This window comes from Achromobacter veterisilvae, assembly GCF_900496975.1.
GTDB classification, from domain to species: Bacteria; Pseudomonadota; Gammaproteobacteria; order Burkholderiales; family Burkholderiaceae_B; genus Achromobacter; species Achromobacter veterisilvae.
The window spans coordinates 24,488-47,287 of record NZ_UFQC01000033.1 but is presented as its reverse complement, the minus strand read 5'-3'; the positions used below and the strand labels follow the sequence as shown (position 1 = coordinate 47,287).

The window sequence follows — 22,800 nt, the reverse complement described above, 5'->3', positions numbered from 1 at the left end:
CCGGAGCCCGCAACTTGCACACCACCACCCATCTGCCCAACCGCATCGCCCTCATCGGCGCTCCCACCGACATCGGCGCGGGCGCCCGCGGCGCCTCCATGGGCCCCGAAGCCCTGCGCGTGGCCGATCTGGGCCCCGTGATCGAGGCCCAGGGCTTCGAAGTGGCCGACCGCGGCAACCTGTACGGCCCCGCCAATCCCTGGCTGCCGCCCGTGGACGGCTACCGCCACCTGGACGAGGTCGCGGCCTGGAACCGCGCCGTGCACGACGCCGTCTACGCGGAACTCGGCCAGGGCAACCTGCCCATCCTGCTGGGCGGGGACCACTGCCTGGGCATCGGCTCCATCAGCGCGGCGGCGCGCCACTGCCGCGCGGCGGGCAAGAAGCTGCGCGTGCTGTGGCTGGACGCCCACGCGGATTTCAACACGAATGCCTTGACCCCCACCGGCAATATCCACGGCATGCCCGTGGCCTGCCTGTGCGGCTACGGGCCGGCGCAGATCACCGGCCTGTCCGGCCAGACCCCGGACATCGAGCCGGGCTGGGTGCGGCAGATCGGCATCCGCAGCGTCGACCAGGGCGAAAAGCGCCTGGTGCACGAAGCGGGCCTGGAAGTCTTCGACATGCGCTACCTGGACGAAATGGGCATGCGCGCCACCATGGACGCCGCGCTGGCGGGCCTGGACGCCGACACGCACCTGCACGTGAGTTTCGACGTGGATTTCCTGGATCCCGAGATCGCCCCCGGTGTCGGCACCACCGTGCCCGGCGGCCCCACGTACCGCGAGGCCCAGCTCTGCATGGAGATGATCGCCGACACCGGCCTGATGCGCTCGCTGGACGTGGTGGAATTGAACCCGGCCTTCGACGTGCGCAACAAAACGGCGGAACTGGCGGTGGACCTCATCGAGAGCCTGTTCGGCAAGTCCACGCTGATGCGGCGCGGCGCGTGATCCGCGGCCCGGCCGGATGAGCCGGCGCTAGCCCCGCCCCTGCCGGATCGCCTGCGCCGCCGCCGTCAGGCGGCCCAGGTGCTCCTCTCGGTGTTCCCGCATGCGCGGCGTCGGCCCGGCCATGCACAGCGCGTACCATTCCCCGCCCAGGTCCAGCGCCACCGCCAGCCCGGTCAGGTCGGCCACGCTCTCGCCGACGTTCTCGCCCCACCCTCTTTCGGCCGCGCGCTCGACCTCGGCCCGCAGCGCCTCGCGAGTGACCAGCGTGCGGTCCGTATAGCGCGTGTAGTCGGCCGACGCCAGCGCGGCCTCGCGCTCGGCCGGCGGCAGGCGCGCCAGGATGGCCTTGGCCACCGCGCTGGTATGCAAGGGCCGGCGGGCGCCGGGCCTCGCGGTGTAGCGCACGGGCTGCGTGGCCTCCACCACGTCCAGGTAAAGCACGTCTCCGTCCTGGATCTTGGCCAGCATGACCGTCTCGTCGGCCGCGTCGCGCAAGGCGACGAGCTGCGGGCGCGCCTGTTCCAGCCAGGGGTCGCCCGCCACGATCTGCGCGCCCAGCGCATGCAGCTTCGCCGTCGGGTAATAGCCGCCGCGGCGGCGCACCTCGTACAGGTAGCCGCGCGCCGCCAGCGTGCGCACCAGCGCCAGGCAGCTCGACATCGGCGCGCCCAGGCCCTGCGCCAGTTCGGTCAGGGGCAAAGGCCGCCGCACCTGGGCGAACAGTTCGATCAATTCCAGCGTCCGTACGACGAGCTTCACTTCCATGGGGGCCACCTGTGTCCGGATTCCAGGCCGGATCGCGCGATCGGCCTAGGTAATCCACTATGTTGACTTTCCTTGTATGTGAAAATAAATTCTTGCACAGGAATTTCTATTCACCAACTAGAAATATTTTTCAGCCGGCTGGAGAACCGGCGGCCAGGCCAGATACAGAAGCGTCCAGACGAATATCGATAATTCGGCCCGCGAGCGGGCTGGGAGACAAGCAGATGCGTATCAAATCCCTGTTGGCGGCGCTGGCCGCCGCCCTGGCCGCCAGCGGCGCGGCCCATGCCCAAGCCGACGTGGTGCGCCTGGGCGTATCCAACGACCGCTCCGGGATCTATTCCGACCTGGGCGGGCTGGGCTCCGAAATGGCGGTGCGTATGGCGGTCGAGGATTTCGGCGGCAAGGTCGCCGGCAAGACCGTCCAGGTCATCGGCGCCGACAACCAGAACAAGGCCGACGTGGCCTCGGCCCTGGTGCGCCGCTGGTTCGACACGCAGAACCTGGTGGCGGTGGTGGACGGCGGCGCCAGTTCGGCCGGCCTGGCCGCGCAGGGCGTGGCCCGCGAGAAAGGCGGCACCGCCCTGATCAGCGGCGGTTTCGCCGGGGACTTCAGCGGCAAGCAGTGCAGCAACCTCAGCACCCAATGGGCGCCCGACACCTACGCGCTGGCCAACGCGGTGGTCAAGAGCGTCGTCGAGAACGGCGGCAAGTCCTGGTACTTCATCACCACCGACTACGTGTTCGGCAAATCGCTGGAAGGCAATGCCTCCCGCTTCGTGCAGAACGCGGGCGGCACCGTGCTGGGCAGCACGCGCCACCCCCTGGGCGCCCTGGACTTCGCCTCGTTCCTGGTGCAGGCGCAATCGTCCAAGGCCGACGTGGTGGGCCTGGCGAGCGCCGGCGGCGATCTGGTCAACCTCATCAAGCAGGCCCAGGAATTCGGCCTGACCGGCGGCAAGCAGCGCCTCTTGACCTTCCTGACCTTCATCAACGACGTCCAGGCGATGGGCCTGCCCGTGGCCCAGGGCCTGACCTTCCCCACCGGCTTCTACTGGGACGCCGACGACGACACGCGCGCCTGGACGCAGCGCTGGCAGAAGAAAATGGGCGTAACCCGCGCCCCGTCCATCGTGCAGGCGCTGAGCTACGTCGCCACCACCCATTACCTGCAGGCCGCGCAGGCGGTGGGCTCGTTCGACGGCGCCGCCGTCAACCAGAAGATGCGCGAGTTGCCCATCACCACCAAACTGATCAAGAATGCGCGGGTGCGCCCCGAAGACGGCCGCGTCATCATGGACCTGTACCTGGTCGAAGTGAAGAAACCCGCCGAATCCAAGTATTCCGGGGACTTCTACCGCATCCTGTCCACGGTGCCCGGCGAAAAGGTCTTCGTGTCCCTGGCGGACAGCGAATGCCCGTCGGTCAAGAAGTGATGAACGACACATCAAAAGGAGACAACCCATGAAGTGCTATTGCGTCGTGAACTTCCGCGAGCCCTTGCAGGAAATGGACCAGCCCACGCCCACGCCGCAGGGGTCGCAGGTGCTGCTGAAGGTCCGCGCGGCGGGCGTTTGCCACAGCGATATCCACTTGTGGGAAGGCGGCTACGACCTGGGCCAGGGCCGCACCCTGTCCCTGAAGGACCGCGGCGTCTCGCTGCCGCTGACCATGGGCCACGAAACGGTCGGGGCCGTGGTGTCGGCCGGCCCCGACGCGCAGGGGCTGGCGTCCGGCCGCAACTACCTGGTCTATCCCTGGATCGGCTGCGGCGACTGCCCGTCCTGCCGGGCGGGCATGGAAAACCATTGCCCCGCTCCCGCCTGCCTGGGCGTGCACCGCGCCGGCGGCTATGCCGACCACATCCTGGTGCCGCATCCGCGCTACCTGATCGACATTGGCGACCTGGAACCGGCGCAGATCGCGCCCTACGCCTGCTCCGGCCTCACCACCTATTCCGCGCTGAAGAAGATCGGCGCCGACGTCTACCGCGACCATCCGGTCGTGATCTTCGGCGCCGGCGGCCTGGGGCTGATGAGCCTGACGCTGATCAAGGCGCTGGGCGGCGCCGGCGCCATCGTCGTCGACATCGACCCGGCCAAGCGCCAGGCCGCGCTGGAAGCCGGCGCGCTGGCGGCCATCGACGGCGCCGCGCCCGATGCCGCACAACAGATCGTCAAGGCCGCGGGCGGCAAGCCCGTGCAAGCCGCGATCGACCTGGTGGGCGCGCCCGCGACCACCTCGCTGGCCTTCGACTTCCTGACCAAGGGCGGCAAGCTGATCATCGTGGGCCTGTTCGGCGGCGCCTCGTCATGGCCGATCGCGCTGATCCCCATGAAAGCCCTGTCCATCGTCGGCAGCTACGTGGGCAACCTGGCCGAATTGCGGGAACTGATGGAACTGGTGCGGGCTGGAAAGGTGCCTCCCATTCCGGTGCACCGCCATGCGCTCGCGGAGGCGGACAGCGTGCTGGCGTCGCTGCGGGCGGGGAAGGTGGTCGGGCGGGCGGTGTTGACAGCGTAACGTAACCCCTCCGCGTGTCTGACACCCATACGAGATGGCGTTGGAATCCAAGCCTCTCTTCCCGGGTGTCAGACACCGGCCGTATCTTGGCGGCCGTTCCAAAGTCAACCGGTGTCAGACACCCGAGACCACCGTCGCAGCGCACAGGGCATCTCGTACGGGTGTCAGACACGCAGAGTATGTAACCTGCCGGTGTCCCCACGTGTCTGACACCCATACGAAATGACGTTGGGAGTCCAAGCCTCTCTCCCCGGGTGTCAGACACCGGCCATATCTCGACGGCCGTTCCAAAGTCAGCCGGTGTCAGACACCCGGGATCACCGTCGCAGTGCACAGGGCATCTCGTACGGGTGTCAGACACGCAGAGTATGTCTCCACGTGTCTGACACCCGTATGAGAGGACGTTGGAATCCAAGCCTCTCTCCCCGGGTGTCAGACACCGGCCATATCTCGACGGCCGTTCCAAAGTCAGCCGGTGTCAGACACCCGGGACCGCCGTCGCAGCGCACAGGGCATCTCGTACGGGTGTCAGACACGCGGAGGGGTTACGCTGTCAGACACGCGGAGTATGTAACCTCGGATCATAAACAAACCTCTCCCGCCGCACGACTTCGATCCGCTGGGCATCCGGATGCGCCGGATTGAGAAGAAAATTGCAGTCCGGCACTCCCCGGCAAGCCACGATCGCGCTGGGCACCTGCAAGAGCGCCGACACGCCCGACGCGACCCAGTAATCGCCCGCCTCTTGCGCCGCTTCGGCGAACGGCACGGCGTCCCAGAAGGGGTAGTCCTCCTGCATCTGGTCCAGGGTCAGTATCTGCCTGCCTTCATGCACGGCGCGCGGCACAGACAGTTCGATCAGATAGCGGTTGGCCTGCTCGGAAGCCCGCGCCGCGAAATGCACCACCGTCTCCAGCACGGCCAGGGCCACGCAGGACGAGGCATAGACCACGGCCGTGCCCGGGCTGTTGTAGCGGCCGCCCACGGCCGCCGCGCCGCCGCCGCTCAGGTCGTCCGCGCGGTACTTGCCCGCCGTCGTGCCGATGCGCCACAGCGAAACGCTGGGGCTTGCTGAGCTACCTTCGTGCTCCGCCCTGGAGCGGCCCGGCAAGCTCATGCGTACACGCCCGCGGCCGCGCGGGCCAGCGTGTCCTCGACGATGCGGCTGCTGGCGTCCGAGGTCAGCAGCGACAGCGGCTTGACGTTACCCAGCGCGGGCACGGGCGTATTCAGCCACAGCACCGCCTCTTCCTCGCTGCCCAGCACCTGGCGGGCCACGCGCACCACCCGCGCCACGCGGGCCAGGCGGTCGGATTCGCCCAGCGGCAGCATCAGGCCCTCGCGGGTCCAGCGCGACAGCGACGCCGCCTTGACCTCGGTGATCGCCATGATTTCCGACTTGGGCACCTGCAGGTAGTCGGCGGCGTCGTCCACCATCTGCGCGGGCAGGCCGCGGCTTACGTCGCGCGCCATCTCGATCAGGGGACTGTCCACCAGCCCGCGGAACAACTGCTTGGCCCGCGCGGCGCCATGGCGGGGCGGACGCTTGGCGGTCGCGCCGCGTTTGGCGGGGGATTTGCCGGCGATGGCGAGGGTCATGGCGCTCTCCTGGGTGGCCGCAGCCCAAGGCTGAGGGAATTACCAAATTGAATTAATGATATCCCATTTGGTAATCCCATGCCCAGGCCGGGCCCGGCAATGGCCGCCGCCGCCCGCTTCCCGGCATGCGCCGGATTTGGGCCTATCATAGGCGGCTGTAACACGATCGATCAGACACTAAGAAAGGACAGGCAATGACGGACCGGCAGCTCACGATACTCGCGGCGTTGAATCTCATGGTGGCGGTGGGCGCGGGGGCCTTCGGCGCCCACGGACTCAAGCGCATGATCACGCCCGAACTGCTGTCCGTCTGGCAGACCGGCGTCCTGTATCACCTGGTCCACGCGCTGGGCCTGTTCGCCGTCGCGCTGCTGGGCGCCCGCTACGGCTCGCCCTTGCTGTCCGCCGCCGGCGTCGTGATGTTCGTGGGCATCGTGCTGTTCTCCGGCAGCCTGTATGTCCTGTCGCTGACGGGCACGCACTGGCTGGGCGCGGTCACGCCCTTCGGCGGCGTCGCCTTCCTGGCGTCCTGGGCCATGGTGGCGCTGGCCGCCTACCGCGCCCAGGGCTAGGGCCCGCCTTTCCCCTTCCCTTCACACGGCGGCAGGAACCGCCGCTTTCCCAGGCTGTAGATGTCCACCTCCACCGCATTGCCCGCCGCCCAGAACCATTCCGCCATCGCAGGGATCGCCTGCGTGGTGGGCGGCATCTTTTTCCTGACCCTGAGCGACGCCAACGCCAAATGGCTGGGCGCCAGCTACAACCCGCTGCAGATCCTGTTCCTGCGCGCCCTCATCGCGCTGCCCTTCGTCATGGCGCTGGCGCTCTGGCTGGGCGGGCGCCGGGTGCTGCGGACCGCGCATCCCGGGCTGCACCTGGCGCGCGGCGCCATCAACGTGGTGTCCGCCTGTTGCTTCTATCTGGGCCTGCGCGCCCTGCCCCTGGCCGAAGCCACGGCCATCGCGTTCGCCGCGCCGCTGTTCGTGACCGCGCTGTCCGTGCTGATCCTGAAAGAGCGCGTGGACGGCAAGCGCTGGCTGGCGGTGCTGGCGGGCTTCGCCGGGGTGCTGATCGTGGTCCGCCCCGGCACGTCGGCCTTCCAGGCCGCCACCCTGCTGCCGCTGACCACGGCCCTGCTGTACGCGGTGATGATGATCACCGCCCGCGGCATCGGCCGCGGCGAAGGCATGCTGACGACTACCTTCTACATCGTGCTCGGCCAACTGGTATGCAGCGCGGTCGGCCTGCCCTGGATCTGGCGCGCGCCCGCCATGGACGACCTGCCGTACTTCGGCGCCGTGGCGCTCTTCAGCACGCTGGGCCTGGCGCTGATCACGCAGGGCTTTCGCATCGGCCCGGCCTCGGTGGTCGCGCCCTTCGACTACACCGGCCTGGTCTGGGCCACGATCCTGGGCTGGATCTTCTGGCGCGAGGCGCCGGACGCCTATGCCTACCTGGGCGCCCTGTTCATCGCGGGCAGCGGCGTGTACATCGCCGTGCGCGAAGCGCGCGCCAAGGCCCGGACGCGCCGGCCCGCCACGGCCTGACGCGCCGCTATTCGGTGGGCGGCGGGAAATTCCGGCGCAGCACGCGCGCCACGTTCGGCTCCTGCGCGGCCTCCCGCGCCACCGCGCTCAAGGCCGGGCAGGCCGCCTCGAACCACGCCGGCCCCGGCCGCCAGTGCGTCATCACTGTGATGTACAGGTCCAGCGCCGAAAACCGCCGGCCCAGCATATGCGGCGCGCCGGCCTGGCGTTCCAGTTCCTGCCACAGCTCGGCCCGCCGCGTGTGCACGCGTTCGCGCAGCAGGTCGGCGGGCGCGCCCGCGGTGGTCCATTGCGGCGGATCGTCGCCATAGGTGAACGTGGGGTAGATCGCGCCCACCAGGCGGATCAGCAGGTTCAGGAAGCGCGCCCGTTCCGGCTTGTCCGCGGGCGGCGCCAGCCCGGCCTGCGGCGCCACGTCGTTCAGGTGCAGGATCATGGCCGCGCTTTCGGTCATGACCTCGCCGTCCGGCAGGACCAGGGTCGGCACCTGCCCCAGCGGGTTCAGCCGCAGCAGCCGGTCGCGTTCCGGCCCGGGCTTCAGGTAGGGGACGTCCGTCAGCGTGTGCGGCACGTTGGCCAGCACCAGCGCCATTTCGACAATGGCGGATCCGCAACCCGCCGACCCGATCAGCTCATACGGTTTCATGGCATTCACCCTCCGGATTCCGCCGGCGCCACCCGCAGCAATTCGCCGGGCGAAGCGTCGGTCAGCACGTAGACATAACCGTCCGGCCCCTGCCGCACGTCGCGGATGCGGCGCTTGCGGTCGTCCAGCAGCCGCTCCTGCGCCACCACGCGGTCGCCGTCCAGCGTCAGGCGGATCAGGTTCTGGTCGGCCAGCGCGCCGATGAACACGGAATTGCGCCATGCCGGAAACCGGTCCGCGTCGTAGAACGCCATGCCGCTGATCGCGGGCGACCGGGGCCACCAGTACAGCGGCGGCTCCATGCCGGGCTGGGTCTCGCCCTTGGCTTCGGGTATCGGCTGCCCGGAATAGTTGATGCCATAAGTCGCCAGCGGCCAGCCGTAGTTCCGGCCCGGCCGGATGAGGTTGATCTCGTCGCCGCCGCGCGGTCCGTGTTCGTTTTCCCAGAGTTCGCCCGACCAGGGATTCAGCGCCATGCCCTGGGGATTGCGGTGCCCGTAGGACCAGATTTCCGGGCGGGCGCCGGCCTGGCCGACGAAGGGGTTGTCGGGCGGCACCGAGCCGTCGGCCTTCAGGCGCACCACCTTGCCCTGGAGCTTGCCCAGTTCCTGCGCGGTGGGCCGCTGGTTGTTCTCGCCCAGCGAAATGTACAGATAGCCCTTGCGGTCGAAGACCAGCCGCGATCCGTAGTGCTGGCCGGACGACAGCTTGGGCTCCTGGCGGAACAGCACGCGAAAATCTTCCAGGGCCGCGCCGTCGGCGGACAGGCGCCCGCGGCCCACGGCGGTGCCGCTCTTGGAGCCGTTGGACTCGGCATAGGACAGGTAGACATAGCGGTCGGCGGCGAAGTCCGGCGAGAGCGCGACGTCGAGCAAACCGCCCTGCCCCTGCGCCGCCACCTTCGGCACGCCGGCCAGCGGCCTGGACAGCCCGCCCGGCACGCGCAGCAGCCGCAGGCCGCCGGAACGCTCGGTGATCAGCACGCCGCCGTCGGGCAGAAACGCCATGGACCAGGGATGATCGAGCCCGCCCGCGACCGCGGTGACGCGGGCCGCCACGGACGGCGGTTCGGAAGCCGGCTGCGCGGGCGCCGCGAACGCCGCGGACAGGGTCAGAAGCAGGGAAAAAGCGCGCGTGTTCGCGGCGAGGCGTGGCGGCATGGACATCTCCGGCGGCAACTCGGTTGAATGCGTCGTGTCGGGGCCCGGAACGCCGGAAGCCCCCGCGGAGGGACGCGCGGGTGGCGTACCATATCGGCCAGGGACGGGTGCCTCCCGTCCTTCCTTCCAGGAGACTCCCTTACATGAAACTGTACTACATGCCCGGCGCGTGCTCGCTCGCTTCCCACATCGTCCTCGAATGGATCGGCAAGCCCTACGAAACGCACAAGCTCAGCCGCGACGAGCTCAAGGGCCCCGAGTTCCTGAAGATCAATCCGCTGGGCGCCGTGCCCGCGCTGGCGGACGGCGACTGGACGGTCACGCAGAACGCCGCCATCCTGGAATACCTCGCCGAACAGGCCCCGCAGTCCGGGCTGCTGGGCGACGGCACGGCCCGCTCGCGCGCCGACGTGCGCCGCTGGCTCGGCTTCATCAATTCCGATGTCCACAAGACCTTCTCGATGATCTTCGGCGCGCAGCGCTTCCTGGCCGAGGAAGGCGCGCAGAAGGAGCTGGCCGGCTCCGCTTCCAAGCTGCTGACCAGGCTGTTCTCGCAACTGGACGCGCAACTGGCCGGCAAGCCCTACCTGACCGGCGACGCCCCCTCCATCGCCGACGCCTATCTCTACGTCGTGCTGCGCTGGGCGCACGCCAAGGAAGTGGACCTGTCGGGCCAGGACAACCTGGCCGCATTCTTCAAGCGCATGGAAGCCGACAAGGGCGTCCAGGCCGCGCTGAAGGCCGAAGGCCTGTAATCGCCGGGGCGCCCCGGCCTCAGCCGGCGGCGTCCGGGATTCCCGGCAGATCGCCGGGCGCCCCTTCGGCCGGGCGCCCTTCCTCCAGCGTTTTCTTCACGGCCGCCAGGAAGCGCCGCGCCAGCAGCGGCGGCGCGCTCAGATTCGAATGCGTGGCCCAGATGTCCACCCAGGCCGCCGGCCGTATCGGCCGCAGCGCCATGTGCGCGGCCTGATCGGGCGCGACGCACCAGGCGTCCACCAGCGCCGGTCCCAGCCCCTGCTGCACGAACGAGCAGGCGGTCACCGGGGAATGCACTTCCACCGCCGCCGGGCAGGCGCCCCGCTCGCCGAAGAACGGCTGGAGCGCGCGGGCCAGCGGCGTATTCTGCGGATAGCCGATCCAGGCCGCGGTCGAGAAGTCCTCGGGGCGCAGCACCTCGCGGGCGGCCAGCGGATGCGCGGCCGGCAACACGCAGACCACCGGCACCCGGGCCAGGTGCAGGGAGGTCAGATTGGGATGGTCCGGCGGCTGCATCGAGATCCCGATGTCCGCCTGGCCCGACAGGAAGTACGCGGCCAGTTCGTCGAAGGTGACGCTGCGGTAGTCCACCCGCGCGCCGGCGTTGCGGCTGCGGAAGCGGTCCAGGGCCATCGGGATCAGGCGCTGGCCGAAACTGGCGCTGGCGACGATCTTCAGCATGCCGGCGCCCGATTGCGCCAGGCTGGCGGCAAGGTCGTTCACGCGCTGGATGCCGCCGTATACCTGCTCCACTTCCGCATACAGTCGCCGCGCCTCGGCGGTGGGCGAAAGCCGGCTCTTCACGCGTTCGAACAGCCGATAGCCCAGGCGGCTTTCCGTCAACGCAAGCACCCGGCTGACCGCGGGCTGCGACACGTGCAGCATCCGTCCCGCCCCGCTGATCGAGCCGGCCATCATGATGGCCCGGAACACCTCGATCTGCCTCAGGTTCAACGGCCGTCCGGCAGTCGGCCCCACCTCGTCCGCATAGGCGTCCGCGTCCATTTTTTCCCCCGCGTTTTCGTGCCAAATCAATAACGGCCGATTATAGGTTTTCGACATTTTTCGATGACGGAGACAGACCGCCCCGGGTGTAATCTGCCGGCCTCGACCACAATAGAAACAGGGGAAACCATCATGCGCAACCTATTCTTCCGCGGCCTCTCCGCGCTGGCGCTGGGCGCGGCGCTGTCGGCCACCGCCGTCGCCGGCTATCCCGACAAGCCCATCACCTTCGTCGTGCCGTCCGCGGCCGGCGGCTCGCCCGACGTGCTGTCGCGCCTGATCACGACCCAGTTGGCGCGCGACACCGGCGCCACGCTGGTGGTCGAAAACCGCCCCGGCGCGGCCGGCAACATCGGAATCGCGCTGGTCAAGCGCGCCGCGGCCGACGGCTACACCGTCGGCTACGGCAACATCAACACCCTGGCCGTGAACCGCTCGCTGTTCAAGCGCCTGCCCTACGACGTGGACCAGGACCTGGCGCCCGTCGCCCACCTGTTCGACCTGTACAACGCGCTGATCGTGCCGGCCGACTCGCCCGTCAAGAGCGTGCAGGACCTGATCGACCGCGCCCGCAAGGCGCCCGGCCGCCTGTCCTATGGCGCCTCCGGCGTGGGCACGACCGGCCACATGGGCGGCGAACTCTTCAAGAGCATGGCCAAGGTCGACGTGATGTTCATCCCGTACAACGGCGGCCCCGCCGCCATCCAGGACCTGCTCGGCGGCCGGCTCGACTACCTGTTCGTGAACACCTCGGAAGCCGCCCCGCTGGTCAAGAGCGGCAAGGTCCGCGCCATCGGCGTCAGCAGCCTGAAGCGCCTGCCGCTGATGCCCGACGTCCCGACCCTGGACGAAGCCGGCGTGAAAGGCTACGAAACCGTTTCGTGGGGCGGCGTGGTCGCCCCCAAGGGCACGCCCGACGACGTGGTGGCCACGCTGAACGCGGCCATCCAGAAGGCGCTGCAGGCCCCCGACGTGCGCGCCGGCCTGGCCACGCTGGGCGCGGAGCCCGCCTCCGGCTCGCCGGCCGAGTTCAAGCAGTTGATCGACCGCGAAACCGCCAAGTGGCGCCAGATCATCGAATCCGCCGGCATCGAGAAGCTCGACTGAACATGACGGCATCCCGCTTGCAGGCAGACTTCATCGTGGCGGGCGCCACGCTCATCGACGGCTCGGGCGGGCCCGCCCGCCAGGGTGACCTGGCCGTGCTGGACGGCAGGATCGCGGCCGTGGGCGCCTTCGAGCACCCCGCCGGCGCGCCCGTCGTCGACGGCCGGGGCCGCGTCCTGGCGCCGGGCTTCATCGATTCCCATACCCACGACGACGGCTACCTGCTGGCGCATCCCGACATGCTGCCCAAGGTGTCGCAGGGCATCACCACGGTCGTCACCGGCAACTGCGGGATCAGCCTGGCGCCGCTGGCGCGCGCGGAGATCCCGCAGCCGCTGGACCTGCTGGGCCCCGCCCCGCTGTTCCGCTACGGCACGTTCCGCGCCTGGACGGACGCCCTGCGCGACACCCCGGCGGCCGTCAACGTGGTGCCGCTGGTGGGCCACACCACGCTGCGCGTGGCGGTCATGGAAGACACCTCGCGCGCCGCCGACGGCGGCGAACGCGCCGCCATGCGGGAACTGCTGGAAGAAGCGCTGGACGCGGGCGCCTTCGGCGTCTCCACCGGCACGTTCTATCCGCCGGCCAGCGCCGCGCCCACCGACGAGATCATCGACGTCTGCGCCCCGCTGCGCGGACGCCCCGGGGTCTACGCCACCCACCTGCGCGACGAGGCGGACCATATCGTCCCGGCCATGGAGGAAGCGCTGCTCATCGGCCGCGAGCTGGGCTGCCGCGTCGTGTTCTCGCACCACAAGCTGGCGGGCGAGCGCAATCACGGCCGCAGCCGCGAAACGCTGGACCTCATCAGCCGCGCCGCCGCCACGCAGCCCGTCTGCCTGGACTGCCACCCGTATCCCGCCACCTCCACCATGCTGCGGCTGGACCGGGCCCGGCTCGCCAGCCGCACCATGATCACCTGGTCCAAGGGCTATCCGCAGGCCACCGGGCGCGACTTCGGCGAAGTCATGGCCGAACTGGGGCTGGACGACGAAGCCGCCATCGCGCGCCTGGCGCCGGCCGGCGCCATCTACTTCCTGATGGACCCTGCCGACGTCAACCGCATCTTCGCGCATCCGCTCACCATGGTGGGTTCCGACGGCCTGCCCTTCGATCCGCATCCGCACCCGCGCCAATGGGGCACCTTCACCAACGTGCTGCGTACCCTGGTGCGCGAACGGCGCCTGCTGTCCCTGGAAGCCGCCATCCACAAAATGACCGGCCTGGCGGCCGACCAGTACGGCATCGCCGGGCGCGGACGCCTGCGCGAGGGGTATCATGCTGACTTGGTGCTGTTCGATCCCGCCACGGTGACAGATGTGGCCACTTTTTCAGCTCCCATTCAGGCAAGTCACGGCATCCAGGCGGTTTGGGTCAATGGCAAGCGCGTCTGGGATGGGGAACGGACGGGCGCCGAACGCCCGGGCCAGGTTCTGGCGCCCGGCGACGCATTGTCTCGGAGTGAATAACGTGAATACCTATTCCCAGGGTTGTTACCTGGGTGTATTGGGCGGCATGGGGCCCATGGCCGGCGCGGCCTTTGCCCTACGCCTGGCGGCGCTGACGCCCGCCGATGTCGACCAGCAGCACATCCCCACCCTGCTGCGCAACGATCCCCGCATTCCCGACCGTTCCAGCGCCTACATGGCCGGCGGCGAAAATCCCCTGCCCCACATGGCCGAAGGGGTGCGCTTCCTGGAGCGGGCCGGCGCGCAGCTCATCGCCATCCCCTGCAACACGGCCCATCTCTGGTACGACCAGATCGCCGCGTCCACGCGCCTGCCGGTGCTGCACATCATCCAGGCCGTCATCGAAGACCTGCGGCGCCTGGGCCTGCCCAAGGGCCGCATCGGCCTGATGGGCACGGCGGCCACGCTCAAGCTGGGCCTCTACCAGCGGCACCTGGAAGCGCAAGGCTACGAATGCATCGTGCCGGACGACGACGAGGTCGAACGCTACTGCATGGGCTCGATCCGCGCCGTCAAGGCCAATCGGCTCGAAGACGCTTTTGCTCCCGCCGCCGAATGCATCGCCCGCCTGAAGGCGCGCGGCGCCGACGCCGTCGTGCTGGGCTGCACCGAACTGCCGCTGGCCGTGCCGCATGCGCTGCGCCCCAGCCTGGGCATCACGCTGACGGACTCCATCGACGCGCTGGCCCGCGCGGCCATCGCCCATTACCTGGACGAACAGGCGCAGGAGCGGGTCGCAGCGTAGGAGGCATGCGGGCACGTTGGGTGGGTGTCTGACACCCTGGGCATCATGGAGAGTGTCTGACACCCTGGGTAGGCGCCCTTCAACCTGAGCCGACGTACGAAGGGTGTCAGACACTGGCAAGAGCCCGAGGTGTCTGACACCCTGGGTAGCCGCCCTTCAACCTGGGCCGGCGTACCAAAGGGTGTCAGACACTGGCAAGCGCCGCGTCCGGCCAACATCAACCTCCCAGGTACGCCTTGCGCACCTGATCGTTGACCAGCAAATTGGCCCCGGTGTCCTGCAACACGACGCGGCCGTTTTCCAGCACGTAGCCGCGGTCGGCCACGCCCAGCGCCTTGTTCGCGTTCTGCTCCACCAGGAACACCGTCACGCCCTGTTCGCGGATTTCGCGGATGATGTCGAAGATCTGCGCGATCACCAGCGGGGCCAGGCCCAGCGTCGGTTCGTCCAGCAGCAGCAGGCGCGGACGCGTCATCAGCGCGCGGCCGATCGCCAGCATCTGCTGCTCGCCGCCCGACATCAGGCCGGCGCGCTGGCTGGCGCGTTCCTTCAGGCGCGGAAACAGGCCGTAGACGTGGTCGATGCCCGCCTGGATCTCGTCGCGGTTCGAGAAGAAGCCCCCCATCTTCAGGTTCTCGGCCACCGTCAGGTCCTTGAAGACCCGCCGCCCTTCGGGCGAAATGGCGATGCCGCTGCGCATGATGTGGTGCGTGTCCTTGTGGGTGATGTCCTCGCCCTCGAACGTGATCGCGCCCACCTTCGCCCGGGGGTTGCCGCAAACCGTCATCAGCAGCGTCGTCTTGCCCGCGCCGTTGGCGCCGATCAGCGTGACGATCTCGCCCTGGTTGACTTCCACCGACACCCCGTTCAGCGCCTGGATGGCGCCGTAGTAGGTATGTATGTTTTCCAGCTTAAGCATCATTCCTCCCCCAGGTACGCCTTGATGACGCGCTCGTCGTTGCGCACCTGCTCGGGGGTGCCGGTAGTGATGGGCTTGCCGTGCTCCATGACGAGGATGCGGTCGGAAATGCCCATGATCAGGCTCATGTCGTGCTCGATCAGCAGGACCGCGACGCCGAATTCGCGCCGCAACTGGTCGATCAGCGATTGCAGGTCGCGCTTTTCCTGGGGATTCAGGCCCGCGGCCGGCTCGTCCAGCATCAGCAGGCGCGGCTTGGTGATCATGCAGCGCGCGATCTCCAGGCGGCGCTGGTGGCCGTAGGCCAGATTGCCCGCCTCGCGGTTGGCGAACTCGCGCAGCCCCATGAAATCCAGCCACTGGGCCGCGCGCGACAGCGCGTCGGCTTCCGACTGGCGATACGACTTGAGCTTGAGCAGGCCCGGCAAGAGCCGCGACTCCACCTGGGTGTGCTGGGCGACCAGCAGGTTCTCCAGCACGGTCAACTGCTTGAACAGCCGCACGTTCTGGAACGTGCGCACCAGCCCGTGGCGCGCCACCTTGTGGCTGGGCAGGCCGGTGATGGCCTTGCCGTCCATGGTGATATCGCCCGCGGTCGGCGAATAGAAGCCGCCCACGCAGTTGAACACGGTCGTCTTGCCGGCCCCGTTGGGGCCGATGATGGCGAACACCTCGTCGGATTTGACTTCGAACGCCACGCTGTCCACGGCCAGCAGGCCGCCGAACCGCATGGTGAGCCCGGAAACTTTCAGCAATGCCTCGCTCATTTGGCCAGCTCCACGTGGGGACGCTTCATGGGCAACAATCCCTGCGGACGCCACATCATCATCAATACCATCACCAGGCCGAACATCAGCATCCGGTATTCGGCGAACTCGCGCGCCACCTCGGGCAGCACCGTCAGCAGCACGGCCGCGAGAATCACGCCCACCTGCGAGCCCATGCCGCCCAGCACCACGATGGCCAGGATCAGCGCGGATTCGATGAACGTGAACGACTCGGGGTTCACCATGCCCTGGCGCGCCGCGAAGAACGCGCCGCCGAAGCCGGCGAACATGGCGCCCAGCGTGAACGCGGACAGTTTGATGCGCGTGGGGTTCAGCCCCAGCGAGCGGCACGCGATCTCGTCCTCGCGCAGCGCTTCCCAGGCGCGGCCGACCGGCATGCGGATCAGGCGCGTCGACACGAACAGCGTGACCAGGGCCAGCAGCAGCGCCATCAGGTACAGATAGACCACCATGTGCTGGTTCTGGAACGTCCATCCCATGAAGTCATGGAACGTAGTGCCCCCTTCCGTGCTGGCGCGGCGCGTCATTTCCATGCCGAAGACCGTCGGCTTCGGAATGCCGGAAATGCCGTCCGGGCCGCCGGTCAGCGTGTTCAGGTTGATCAGCAGCAGGCGGATCATTTCGCCGAAGCCCAGCGTCACGATGGCGAGGTAGTCGCCGCGCAGCCGCAATACCGGGAAGCCGAGAATGAAGCCGAACAGCGCGGCCATCGCGCCCGAGAACGGCAGCGCCTCCCAGAAGCTCCAGCCGCCCCAGTGGTACAGCAAGGCGTAGGTATAGGCGCCCACGGCATAGAAGCCGACGAAGCCCAGGTCCAGCAGGCCGGCGAAACCGACCACGATGTTCAGGCCCAGGCCCAGCATCACGTAGATCAGCACCAGCGTGGCGATGTCCACCGAGCTGCGTCCGGCGAAGAACGGCCAGATCACCGCGATCGCCAGGAGCAGCAGCGCCAGCGGCTTGTGGGTCCTGGCGGGCGCCGCCGGCAAGGTCGGCAGGCCCGTCTTCAGTTTCTGGAACGGTTTGGCGATCCAGGGCCGCAGCAACTGGAACACGAACACCACCGCGGCGGCGATCGCCACCAGCGACCAGTGCGCCTCCATGGTGGTGCGCGCGCCCTGGCGGATCAGTTGCAGGCCGAATACCGGCGTGACGATGACCGCCGTCAGCACGGCCGCCATCGTGGCGTTTTTGAGATTGTTGTTCGACATCAGACTTTTTCCACCTCAGGTTTGCCCAACAGCCCGGTGGGACGGAACAGCAGGATCAGGATCAGCAGCGAGAACGCCACGATGTCCTTGTACTGCGACGAGATGTAGGCGGCCGCGAAGGTCTCGGCCAGGCCCAGCAGCACGCCGCCGAGCATGGCGCCCGGGATGCTGCCGATGCCGCCCAGCACCGCCGCCGTGAAGGCCTTGATGCCCGCCAGGAAGCCGATGAAGGGATTGAGCTTGCCGATGGTGATGGCGATCAGCACGCCGCCCACCGCCGCCAGGATCGCGCCCATCACGAACGTGAACGAGATCACGCGGTTGGTGTCGATGCCCAGCAGATTCGCCATGTGCATGTCTTGCGAGCACGCGCGCGACGCGCGGCCCATGCGGGAATACTTGATGAAGAGCGTCAGCGCGATCATCAGCGTCACCGTGACCAGGATGATCATGATGCGCGAATACGGGACCGTCACGTCGAACTCGGATCCCATGTGGAACGTCCAGGCGCCCGACACCAGCGAAGGCACGGCCATGTCGCGCGCGCCCTGGCCCAGGGCCACCCAGTTCTGGAGGAAGATCGACATCCCGATGGCCGAGATCAGCGCCACCAGGCGCGGACTGCCCCGCACGGGACGGTAGGCGACGCGTTCGACCGAAAAGCCGTAGATGCCGGTGACGACGATGGCCACGACCAGCATCGCCGCGATGATGAACGGCATGGGCAGGCCGCTGTTGGTGCCGATGGCGGTCAGGGTGACCAGGCCGACATAGGCGCCGATCATGTAGATTTCGCCATGGGCGAAGTTGATCATACCGATGATGCCGTAGACCATTGTGTAGCCGATGGCGATCAACGCATAGATCGCGCCCAGAGACAATCCATTGAAGAATTGCTGGGTAAGTTGGGGTATGAGGTCAGACATTATTTCTCTTGCTCCAAATAGTTCCGGCTCCGGTAGAGAGACCCGGAGCCGGAAACCTGGGCGTATTTCATAAGGGCCTGCCACCGGCCCCTGCCGGCCGCACAGCGCTTTTGGCGCATCGCTACGCGGATTACGGCAGGACGAAGACGACAGGCCCTACACGCCGGCGACCCGCCGGCGGGATCGCGAGTTTACAGCTGGGTCTTTTTGCCGTCCTTGTCCCACTTGTAGACTGCGAATTCGAAGTTCTTCAGATCGCCCTTGGCGTCGTACTCGACCTTGCCGATCCCCGTGTTGAAAGCCGTCTTGTGCATGTAGTCGGCCACCTTGGCGGGATCCTCGCCCACCGCGGTGATGCTGTCGGCCAGGATCTGCACGGCGGCGTACGCCGGCATCTGGAACGCGCCGTCCGGATCGCGCTTGGCGTCCTTGAACGCCTTCACGATGCCTTCGTTGCCGGGCAGCTTGGTGAAGTCGGCGGGCAGCGTGACCAGCAGGCCTTCGATGGCCGGGCCGGCGATCGCCACCAGGTCCTGGTTGGCCGTGCCTTCCGGACCCATGAACTGGACCTTCAGGCCCTGTTCGCGCGACTGGCGCAGCAGCAGGCCCAGTTCGGGGTGGTAGCCGCCGAAATAGACCAGGTCCACGCCGGCCGACTTCAGCTTGGTGATGATGGCCGAGTAGTCGCTGTCGCCGACGTTGATGCCTTCGAACATCGCGACGTTCACGCCTTCCTTGGCCAGGCTGTCCTTGACCTGGGTGGCCACGCCCGAACCGTAGGTCTGCTTGTCGTGCAGCACGGCGACCTTCTTGGGCTTCAGGCTCTTGGCGATGTAGTTCGCGGCGTACGGGCCTTGCTGGTCGTCGCGGCCGATGGTGCGGAAGAAGAAATGCGGCTTGATCGTGTCGGTGACCAGCGGCGAAGTGGCGCCCGGGGTGATGCCGACGATGCCTTCTTCTTCGTAGACCTTCACGGCGGCCACGGTCACGCCGGAGCACGCATGGGCCACGGCGAACTTGGCGCCGGAGTTGACCACGCGGTTGGCGGCGGGCACGGCCTGCTTGGGTTCGCAGCCGTCGTCGATAAGGATGGGCTCGAGCTTCTTGCCCTTGACCCCGCCCTTGGCGTTGATGGTCTCGATGGCGGTCAGCGCGCCAGCCTGGATCTGGTCGCCGTACTGCGTATTGGGACCGGTCATGGGCTGGGGAATGCCGATTTTGATCGTGTCGGCTGCGTGCACGGCGCCGGCCAGGGCAAGCGCCCCAAGCGCGACGGCTACCGGGGTAAGACGATGCAGAAACTTCATGCGGAGTTCTCCAGCGAGGTTTTGAGCGGCTCTGTTCGATGCGGCTTATCGGGTGGGTGCCCCGTAATCCGTATCGCCCGTCGCCGGCTTCTTGGGCAAAAATACGGTGTGGCCGGTATTCTGGAAGCAAGGCGCCATACTGTCACTGCGTGTAATCCCCAATATTTTTGCGACTGCCTTTAATCGTGACGCATGATCTCCGCAAACCCGTGAAATCACTGGAGAAATCGCAAACAGACCTTAATAAGGCACTGGCGCCGCGCGAAAACCTGTGCTTGTTTTTTTATTTGCGATCGCATTAATACGCTGTTTAAACAAGCATTCAAATACAGTACTTACGCCGGCCTTACGGATAATGCAGATTGGCCCATGGCGCGCCTGCGCAGCAGCGCGACGAACGCGCGGCAGGCCCGGCTCTGCGGCGCCGCGTTATTGAACAGCAGGCCCGGCGTGCGCATCGGCGTGGGATTCTCCATGGGGATCATGCGCAGCCCGGGGTCCGGCGCGATCGCGCTGGCGGCGGCGATGGCGCCCACGTTCATGCGCGCCACCATGCCCAGCATGGCGGCGATGGTATTCATCTCCGCGATGACCTCGGGCGCCGCGCCCGCGGCCTGAAAGCACTCGTCCAGTATCCGGCGCGTGGAAAAGCCGGCCGGCAGCATCACCAGCGGTTCGCGATGCAGTTCGATCATGCGGATGCGCCGGCGGGCGGCGAGCGGGTGGCTGGCCGACACCACCAGTACCAGTTCCTCGTTGAACAGCGGTTCGAACCGCAGCTCGCTGGCGCCTTCGGGCCGGTACGCCACGCCGATGTCCAGCCTGCCGGCCTCGAGTTGCTGGACGATGGCGTCGGCCGGCAGCTCTTCGATCAGGACTTTCACCCCGGGACTGCGTTGCAGCAACTGCGCCACGCAGTCGGGAATGAAGTTCAGATTGAAAGTATGGGTGGTGCCGACGCGAACCTGGCCGGTCACCAGCGCGACGTCCTGCTTGATCGCGCCCAGCCCCTGGTCGATTTCCTTGAGCGCGCGCTGGGCGTAGGCCAGGAAGGTCTCTCCCGCCTCCGTCATCACCACGCGCTTGCCGATCCGCTCGAACAGGCGCTGCCCGATCTCGTCTTCCAGTTGCCGTATCTGATGGGACAAGGTCGACTGCGTGACGTGCACGCGTTCGGCCGCGCGCGTGAAATTGAGCGAGCCGGACAGCGCGATGAAGTACCTGAGATGCCGCAGTTCCATGCCATGCCCTCCCCATCAATCGATGGCATCAATGATGATCGAATATATTAATCATTTTTATCTTTGGTCGGGGGCCGATAGTCTTGCAGTTCGCAGCAACCGCAAGAGGAACATTCATGTCCAAGGTATTGGATGGCATCACCGTAATCGAACAGGGAACGTTCATTACCGGGCCGGCGGCCGGCATGCTGCTGGCCGATCTGGGAGCGGACGTCATCAAGGTGGAGCAGCCCGGCGCGGGCGACCCGTTCCGGGCTTTCAAGGGCGGGCTGTACAGCCCGCACTACCAGACCTACAACCGCAACAAGCGCAGCATCGAGCTCGACGCCAAGAACCCCGACGACGCGCGCGTGTTCGACGAGCTGATACGCGACGCGGACGTCTATATCCAGAATTTCAGGCCCGGCGCCGCCGAGCGCCTGAACGCGGGCGAGGCGCGGCTGCGCGCCATCAATCCGCGCCTGGTGTATTGCGCGATCAGCGGCTTCGGCCAGACCGGCCCGGCCGCCGCGAGGCCGGCCTACGACACCGTGGCGCAGGCCGCCAGCGGATTCCTCAACCTGCTGGTGAACCCGGACAATCCCCGCGTCGTGGGACCGGCCATCGCCGACTCGCTCACGGGCTTCTATGCCGCCTACGGCATCCTCGGCGCCCTGGTCGAACGCGCGCGCACCGGCCTGGGCCGCAGCGTCGAAGTGTCGATGCTGGAGGCGATGTGCCATTTCAATCTGGACGCCTTCACCCACTTCTTCTCGGAAGGCGAAGTCATGGGCCCGTACAGCCGGCCCAGCGTATCCCAGTCCTATGCCCTGACCTGCGCGGACGGCAAGAAGCTGGCCCTGCACATGTCCTCGCCGGAGAAGTTCTGGCGCGGGCTGGCCAATGCCATGGAACGGCCCGACATCCTGCAGGACCCGCGCTTTTCCACGCGCGAAGGCCGCATCGTCCATCACGAACAGTTGATCGCCGTGCTCGATGGCGTCTTTGCCGGCCGCACGCGCGAACAATGGTGCCAGCGCCTGACGGACGAGGACGTGCCGCATGCGCCGATGTACGACACGGCCGAAGCCCTGCAGGACCCGCAGGCGCGCCACCTGCAACTGGAGATCGAAGGCGCCCATCCCACGCTGGGCCCCTGGCGCACCGTGCGCTCGCCGGTCAGCTTCGACGGCCAGCGCGCCTGCGAGGTCACGCCCCCGCCCCTGCTGGGCGAACACAACGCCCAGATCCGCGCCGCGCTGGCGAGCCGCAATCCTTCCTCCCGGGACCCGTCATGAAAATAGGCAAGAACACCATCCCCCGCAGCGCCATCTGCACCTCCGACGAGCACACGATCGTGGTGCGCGGCGAAGACCTGTGCAAAGACCTGATCGGCCGCATTTCCTTTACCGACTACTTTCACCTGCTGGTCACCGGACGCCGCCCCGACGCCGCGGCCACGGCCGTGCTGGACGCGACGCTGGTCGCCATCGCCGAGCATGGCTTCGTGCCCAGCGTGCAGGCCGCCCGCATGACGCTGGCGGCCGCGCCCGACGCCATGCAGGGCGCGGTCGCCGCCGGCCTGCTGGGCTGCGGCTCGGTGATCCTGGGCGCCTCGGAAACGGCCGGCCGGCTGTTCGCTGAAATCAAGGATTGCGCCGAGCAAGGGCAAACGGGCCTGGACGCCGCTGCGCTCGACGTGCTCAAGCGCTACCGCGCCGAGGGCAAGGCCATCCCGGGCTACGGCCATCCCCTGCACAAGACCCGCGATCCGCGCGTGGCGCGGCTGTTCGAGGTGGCGCAGGAATGTGGCGCGGACCAGACCTACGTCCAGATCGCCGAAGCCGTGGAACGCCAGATTCCCGCGGTGCTTGGCAAAGCGCTCAAACTCAACGTGTCCGCCGCCATCCCGGCGGTGCTGCTGGGCGCCGGATTTCCGCTTCAAGCCCTGCGCGGCGTGCCGCTGCTGGCGCGCACCGCCGGCCTCATCGCGCATCTCAATGAAGAACTCCAGCAGGCGGCGGGCTTTGCGCTGTCCTACCAGGCCACCCGCGAACTGCAATACGACGGCAAGGTTCCGGCCGGATTCGGAAAATCGGACCACTAAGCACCACGACGCCGGCGCGCCCGCCGCCCCCGTGGCTGCTGGCCGCA

At 67.7% G+C, this 22,800-nt stretch carries 23 protein-coding genes; 11 read left to right on the top strand and 12 right to left on the bottom strand.

Annotated features, from left to right (window positions below; genetic code table 11):
* The first annotated feature begins 14 nt into the window (after positions 1-14).
* Positions 15-953: an arginase gene (gene rocF / locus AVE30378_RS24535; RefSeq protein ID WP_244235133.1), complete on the top strand. Its 939-nt coding sequence runs from the start codon at positions 15-17 to the stop codon at positions 951-953.
* 27 nt (positions 954-980) lie between these two features.
* On the opposite strand, the gene AVE30378_RS24530 is transcribed toward rocF, so the two are convergent.
* Positions 981-1,718 (bottom strand): IclR family transcriptional regulator, encoded by a 738-nt coding sequence (locus tag AVE30378_RS24530; RefSeq protein ID WP_129244487.1) that lies wholly within the window; start codon positions 1,716-1,718, stop codon positions 981-983.
* 224 nt (positions 1,719-1,942) lie between these two features.
* On the opposite strand from AVE30378_RS24530, the gene AVE30378_RS24525 reads away from it, so the two are divergent.
* A complete protein-coding gene (locus AVE30378_RS24525) occupies positions 1,943-3,154 on the top strand; it encodes an ABC transporter substrate-binding protein (protein WP_129244485.1) in 1,212 nt (403 codons plus the stop codon).
* Positions 3,155-3,182: 28 nt separating this feature from the next.
* On the top strand, positions 3,183-4,241 hold the full coding sequence (locus AVE30378_RS24520; protein ID WP_129244483.1) for an alcohol dehydrogenase: 1,059 nt from the start codon (positions 3,183-3,185) through the stop codon (positions 4,239-4,241).
* Positions 4,242-4,794: 553 nt separating this feature from the next.
* Here the strand turns inward: AVE30378_RS24520 and AVE30378_RS24515 are convergent.
* Positions 4,795-5,358: an RES family NAD+ phosphorylase gene (locus tag AVE30378_RS24515; RefSeq protein WP_129244481.1), complete on the bottom strand. Its 564-nt coding sequence runs from the start codon at positions 5,356-5,358 to the stop codon at positions 4,795-4,797.
* The gene (gene parS, locus AVE30378_RS24510; RefSeq protein ID WP_129244479.1) at positions 5,355-5,840 is read right to left on the bottom strand and encodes a type II RES/Xre toxin-antitoxin system antitoxin; all 486 of its coding nucleotides are present in this window, start codon (positions 5,838-5,840) and stop codon (positions 5,355-5,357) included. The genes AVE30378_RS24515 and parS overlap by 4 nt, the downstream gene beginning before the upstream one ends.
* A gap of 194 nt (positions 5,841-6,034) precedes the next feature.
* Here parS and AVE30378_RS24505 point away from each other — a divergent pair, with 194 nt between their 5' ends.
* Both AVE30378_RS24505 and AVE30378_RS24500 read left to right on the top strand, forming a co-directional pair.
* Entirely contained in the window at positions 6,035-6,412 is a 378-nt protein-coding gene (locus AVE30378_RS24505) for a DUF423 domain-containing protein (RefSeq protein ID WP_129244477.1), read from the top strand.
* Between the two features lie 60 nt (positions 6,413-6,472).
* Entirely contained in the window at positions 6,473-7,387 is a 915-nt protein-coding gene (locus AVE30378_RS24500; protein ID WP_129244475.1) for a DMT family transporter, read from the top strand.
* A 7-nt stretch (positions 7,388-7,394) separates the two neighbouring features.
* Here AVE30378_RS24500 and AVE30378_RS24495 read toward each other — a convergent pair whose 3' ends face one another.
* Together AVE30378_RS24495 and AVE30378_RS24490 are read right to left on the bottom strand one after the other, a co-directional pair.
* On the bottom strand, positions 7,395-8,033 hold the full coding sequence (locus AVE30378_RS24495) for a glutathione S-transferase family protein (protein ID WP_129244473.1): 639 nt from the start codon (positions 8,031-8,033) through the stop codon (positions 7,395-7,397).
* A gap of 5 nt (positions 8,034-8,038) precedes the next feature.
* Entirely contained in the window at positions 8,039-9,193 is a 1,155-nt protein-coding gene (locus AVE30378_RS24490; RefSeq protein ID WP_129244471.1) for a PQQ-dependent sugar dehydrogenase, read from the bottom strand.
* A gap of 143 nt (positions 9,194-9,336) precedes the next feature.
* Between AVE30378_RS24490 and AVE30378_RS24485 the strand changes: the two genes are divergently transcribed.
* Entirely contained in the window at positions 9,337-9,948 is a 612-nt protein-coding gene (locus AVE30378_RS24485) for a glutathione S-transferase family protein (protein WP_129244469.1), read from the top strand.
* A 19-nt stretch (positions 9,949-9,967) separates the two neighbouring features.
* Here the strand turns inward: AVE30378_RS24485 and AVE30378_RS24480 are convergent, their stop codons facing one another.
* Entirely contained in the window at positions 9,968-10,954 is a 987-nt protein-coding gene (locus AVE30378_RS24480) for a LysR substrate-binding domain-containing protein (protein WP_129244467.1), read from the bottom strand.
* Positions 10,955-11,086: 132 nt separating this feature from the next.
* Here AVE30378_RS24480 and AVE30378_RS24475 point away from each other — a divergent pair, with 132 nt between their 5' ends.
* Genes AVE30378_RS24475 through cuyB form a run of 3 tightly spaced genes read left to right on the top strand, consistent with a single transcriptional unit; the run spans position 11,087 to position 14,275 of the window.
* Positions 11,087-12,061: a Bug family tripartite tricarboxylate transporter substrate binding protein gene (locus AVE30378_RS24475; RefSeq protein ID WP_129244465.1), complete on the top strand. Its 975-nt coding sequence runs from the start codon at positions 11,087-11,089 to the stop codon at positions 12,059-12,061.
* Positions 12,062-12,063: 2 nt separating this feature from the next.
* Positions 12,064-13,530 (top strand): N-acyl-D-amino-acid deacylase family protein, encoded by a 1,467-nt coding sequence (locus tag AVE30378_RS24470; RefSeq protein ID WP_129244463.1) that lies wholly within the window; start codon positions 12,064-12,066, stop codon positions 13,528-13,530.
* A 1-nt stretch (position 13,531) separates the two neighbouring features.
* On the top strand, positions 13,532-14,275 hold the full coding sequence (cuyB, locus tag AVE30378_RS24465) for a cysteate racemase (protein ID WP_129244461.1): 744 nt from the start codon (positions 13,532-13,534) through the stop codon (positions 14,273-14,275).
* Positions 14,276-14,492: 217 nt separating this feature from the next.
* On the opposite strand, the gene AVE30378_RS24460 is transcribed toward cuyB, so the two are convergent.
* The 6 genes from AVE30378_RS24460 to AVE30378_RS24435 form a co-directional block, all read right to left on the bottom strand.
* On the bottom strand, positions 14,493-15,194 hold the full coding sequence (locus AVE30378_RS24460) for an ABC transporter ATP-binding protein (protein ID WP_129244528.1): 702 nt from the start codon (positions 15,192-15,194) through the stop codon (positions 14,493-14,495).
* Positions 15,194-15,961 carry a high-affinity branched-chain amino acid ABC transporter ATP-binding protein LivG gene (gene livG / locus AVE30378_RS24455; RefSeq protein ID WP_129244459.1) on the bottom strand — a complete coding sequence of 256 codons (768 nt, stop codon included), beginning with the start codon at positions 15,959-15,961 and terminating at the stop codon, positions 15,194-15,196. The genes AVE30378_RS24460 and livG overlap by 1 nt, the downstream gene beginning before the upstream one ends.
* Entirely contained in the window at positions 15,958-17,193 is a 1,236-nt protein-coding gene (locus tag AVE30378_RS24450; protein WP_165360287.1) for a high-affinity branched-chain amino acid ABC transporter permease LivM, read from the bottom strand. Before AVE30378_RS24450 ends, livG begins: the two co-directional genes overlap by 4 nt.
* Positions 17,193-18,119, bottom strand: coding sequence for a high-affinity branched-chain amino acid ABC transporter permease LivH (livH, locus tag AVE30378_RS24445; RefSeq protein WP_129244455.1), 927 nt, complete (start codon positions 18,117-18,119; stop codon positions 17,193-17,195). The genes AVE30378_RS24450 and livH overlap by 1 nt, the downstream gene beginning before the upstream one ends.
* Before the next feature lie 191 nt (positions 18,120-18,310).
* Positions 18,311-19,426 (bottom strand): high-affinity branched-chain amino acid ABC transporter substrate-binding protein, encoded by a 1,116-nt coding sequence (locus AVE30378_RS24440; protein ID WP_129244453.1) that lies wholly within the window; start codon positions 19,424-19,426, stop codon positions 18,311-18,313.
* A gap of 335 nt (positions 19,427-19,761) precedes the next feature.
* Positions 19,762-20,667 carry a LysR substrate-binding domain-containing protein gene (locus AVE30378_RS24435; RefSeq protein WP_129244451.1) on the bottom strand — a complete coding sequence of 302 codons (906 nt, stop codon included), beginning with the start codon at positions 20,665-20,667 and terminating at the stop codon, positions 19,762-19,764.
* Positions 20,668-20,783: 116 nt separating this feature from the next.
* Between AVE30378_RS24435 and AVE30378_RS24430 the strand changes: the two genes are divergently transcribed.
* Both AVE30378_RS24430 and AVE30378_RS24425 read left to right on the top strand, forming a co-directional pair.
* The gene (locus tag AVE30378_RS24430; protein WP_129244449.1) at positions 20,784-21,944 is read left to right on the top strand and encodes a CaiB/BaiF CoA transferase family protein; all 1,161 of its coding nucleotides are present in this window, start codon (positions 20,784-20,786) and stop codon (positions 21,942-21,944) included.
* Positions 21,941-22,753: a citryl-CoA lyase gene (locus AVE30378_RS24425; protein WP_129244447.1), complete on the top strand. Its 813-nt coding sequence runs from the start codon at positions 21,941-21,943 to the stop codon at positions 22,751-22,753. Before AVE30378_RS24430 ends, AVE30378_RS24425 begins: the two co-directional genes overlap by 4 nt.
* The last annotated feature ends 47 nt before the right edge of the window (positions 22,754-22,800 follow it).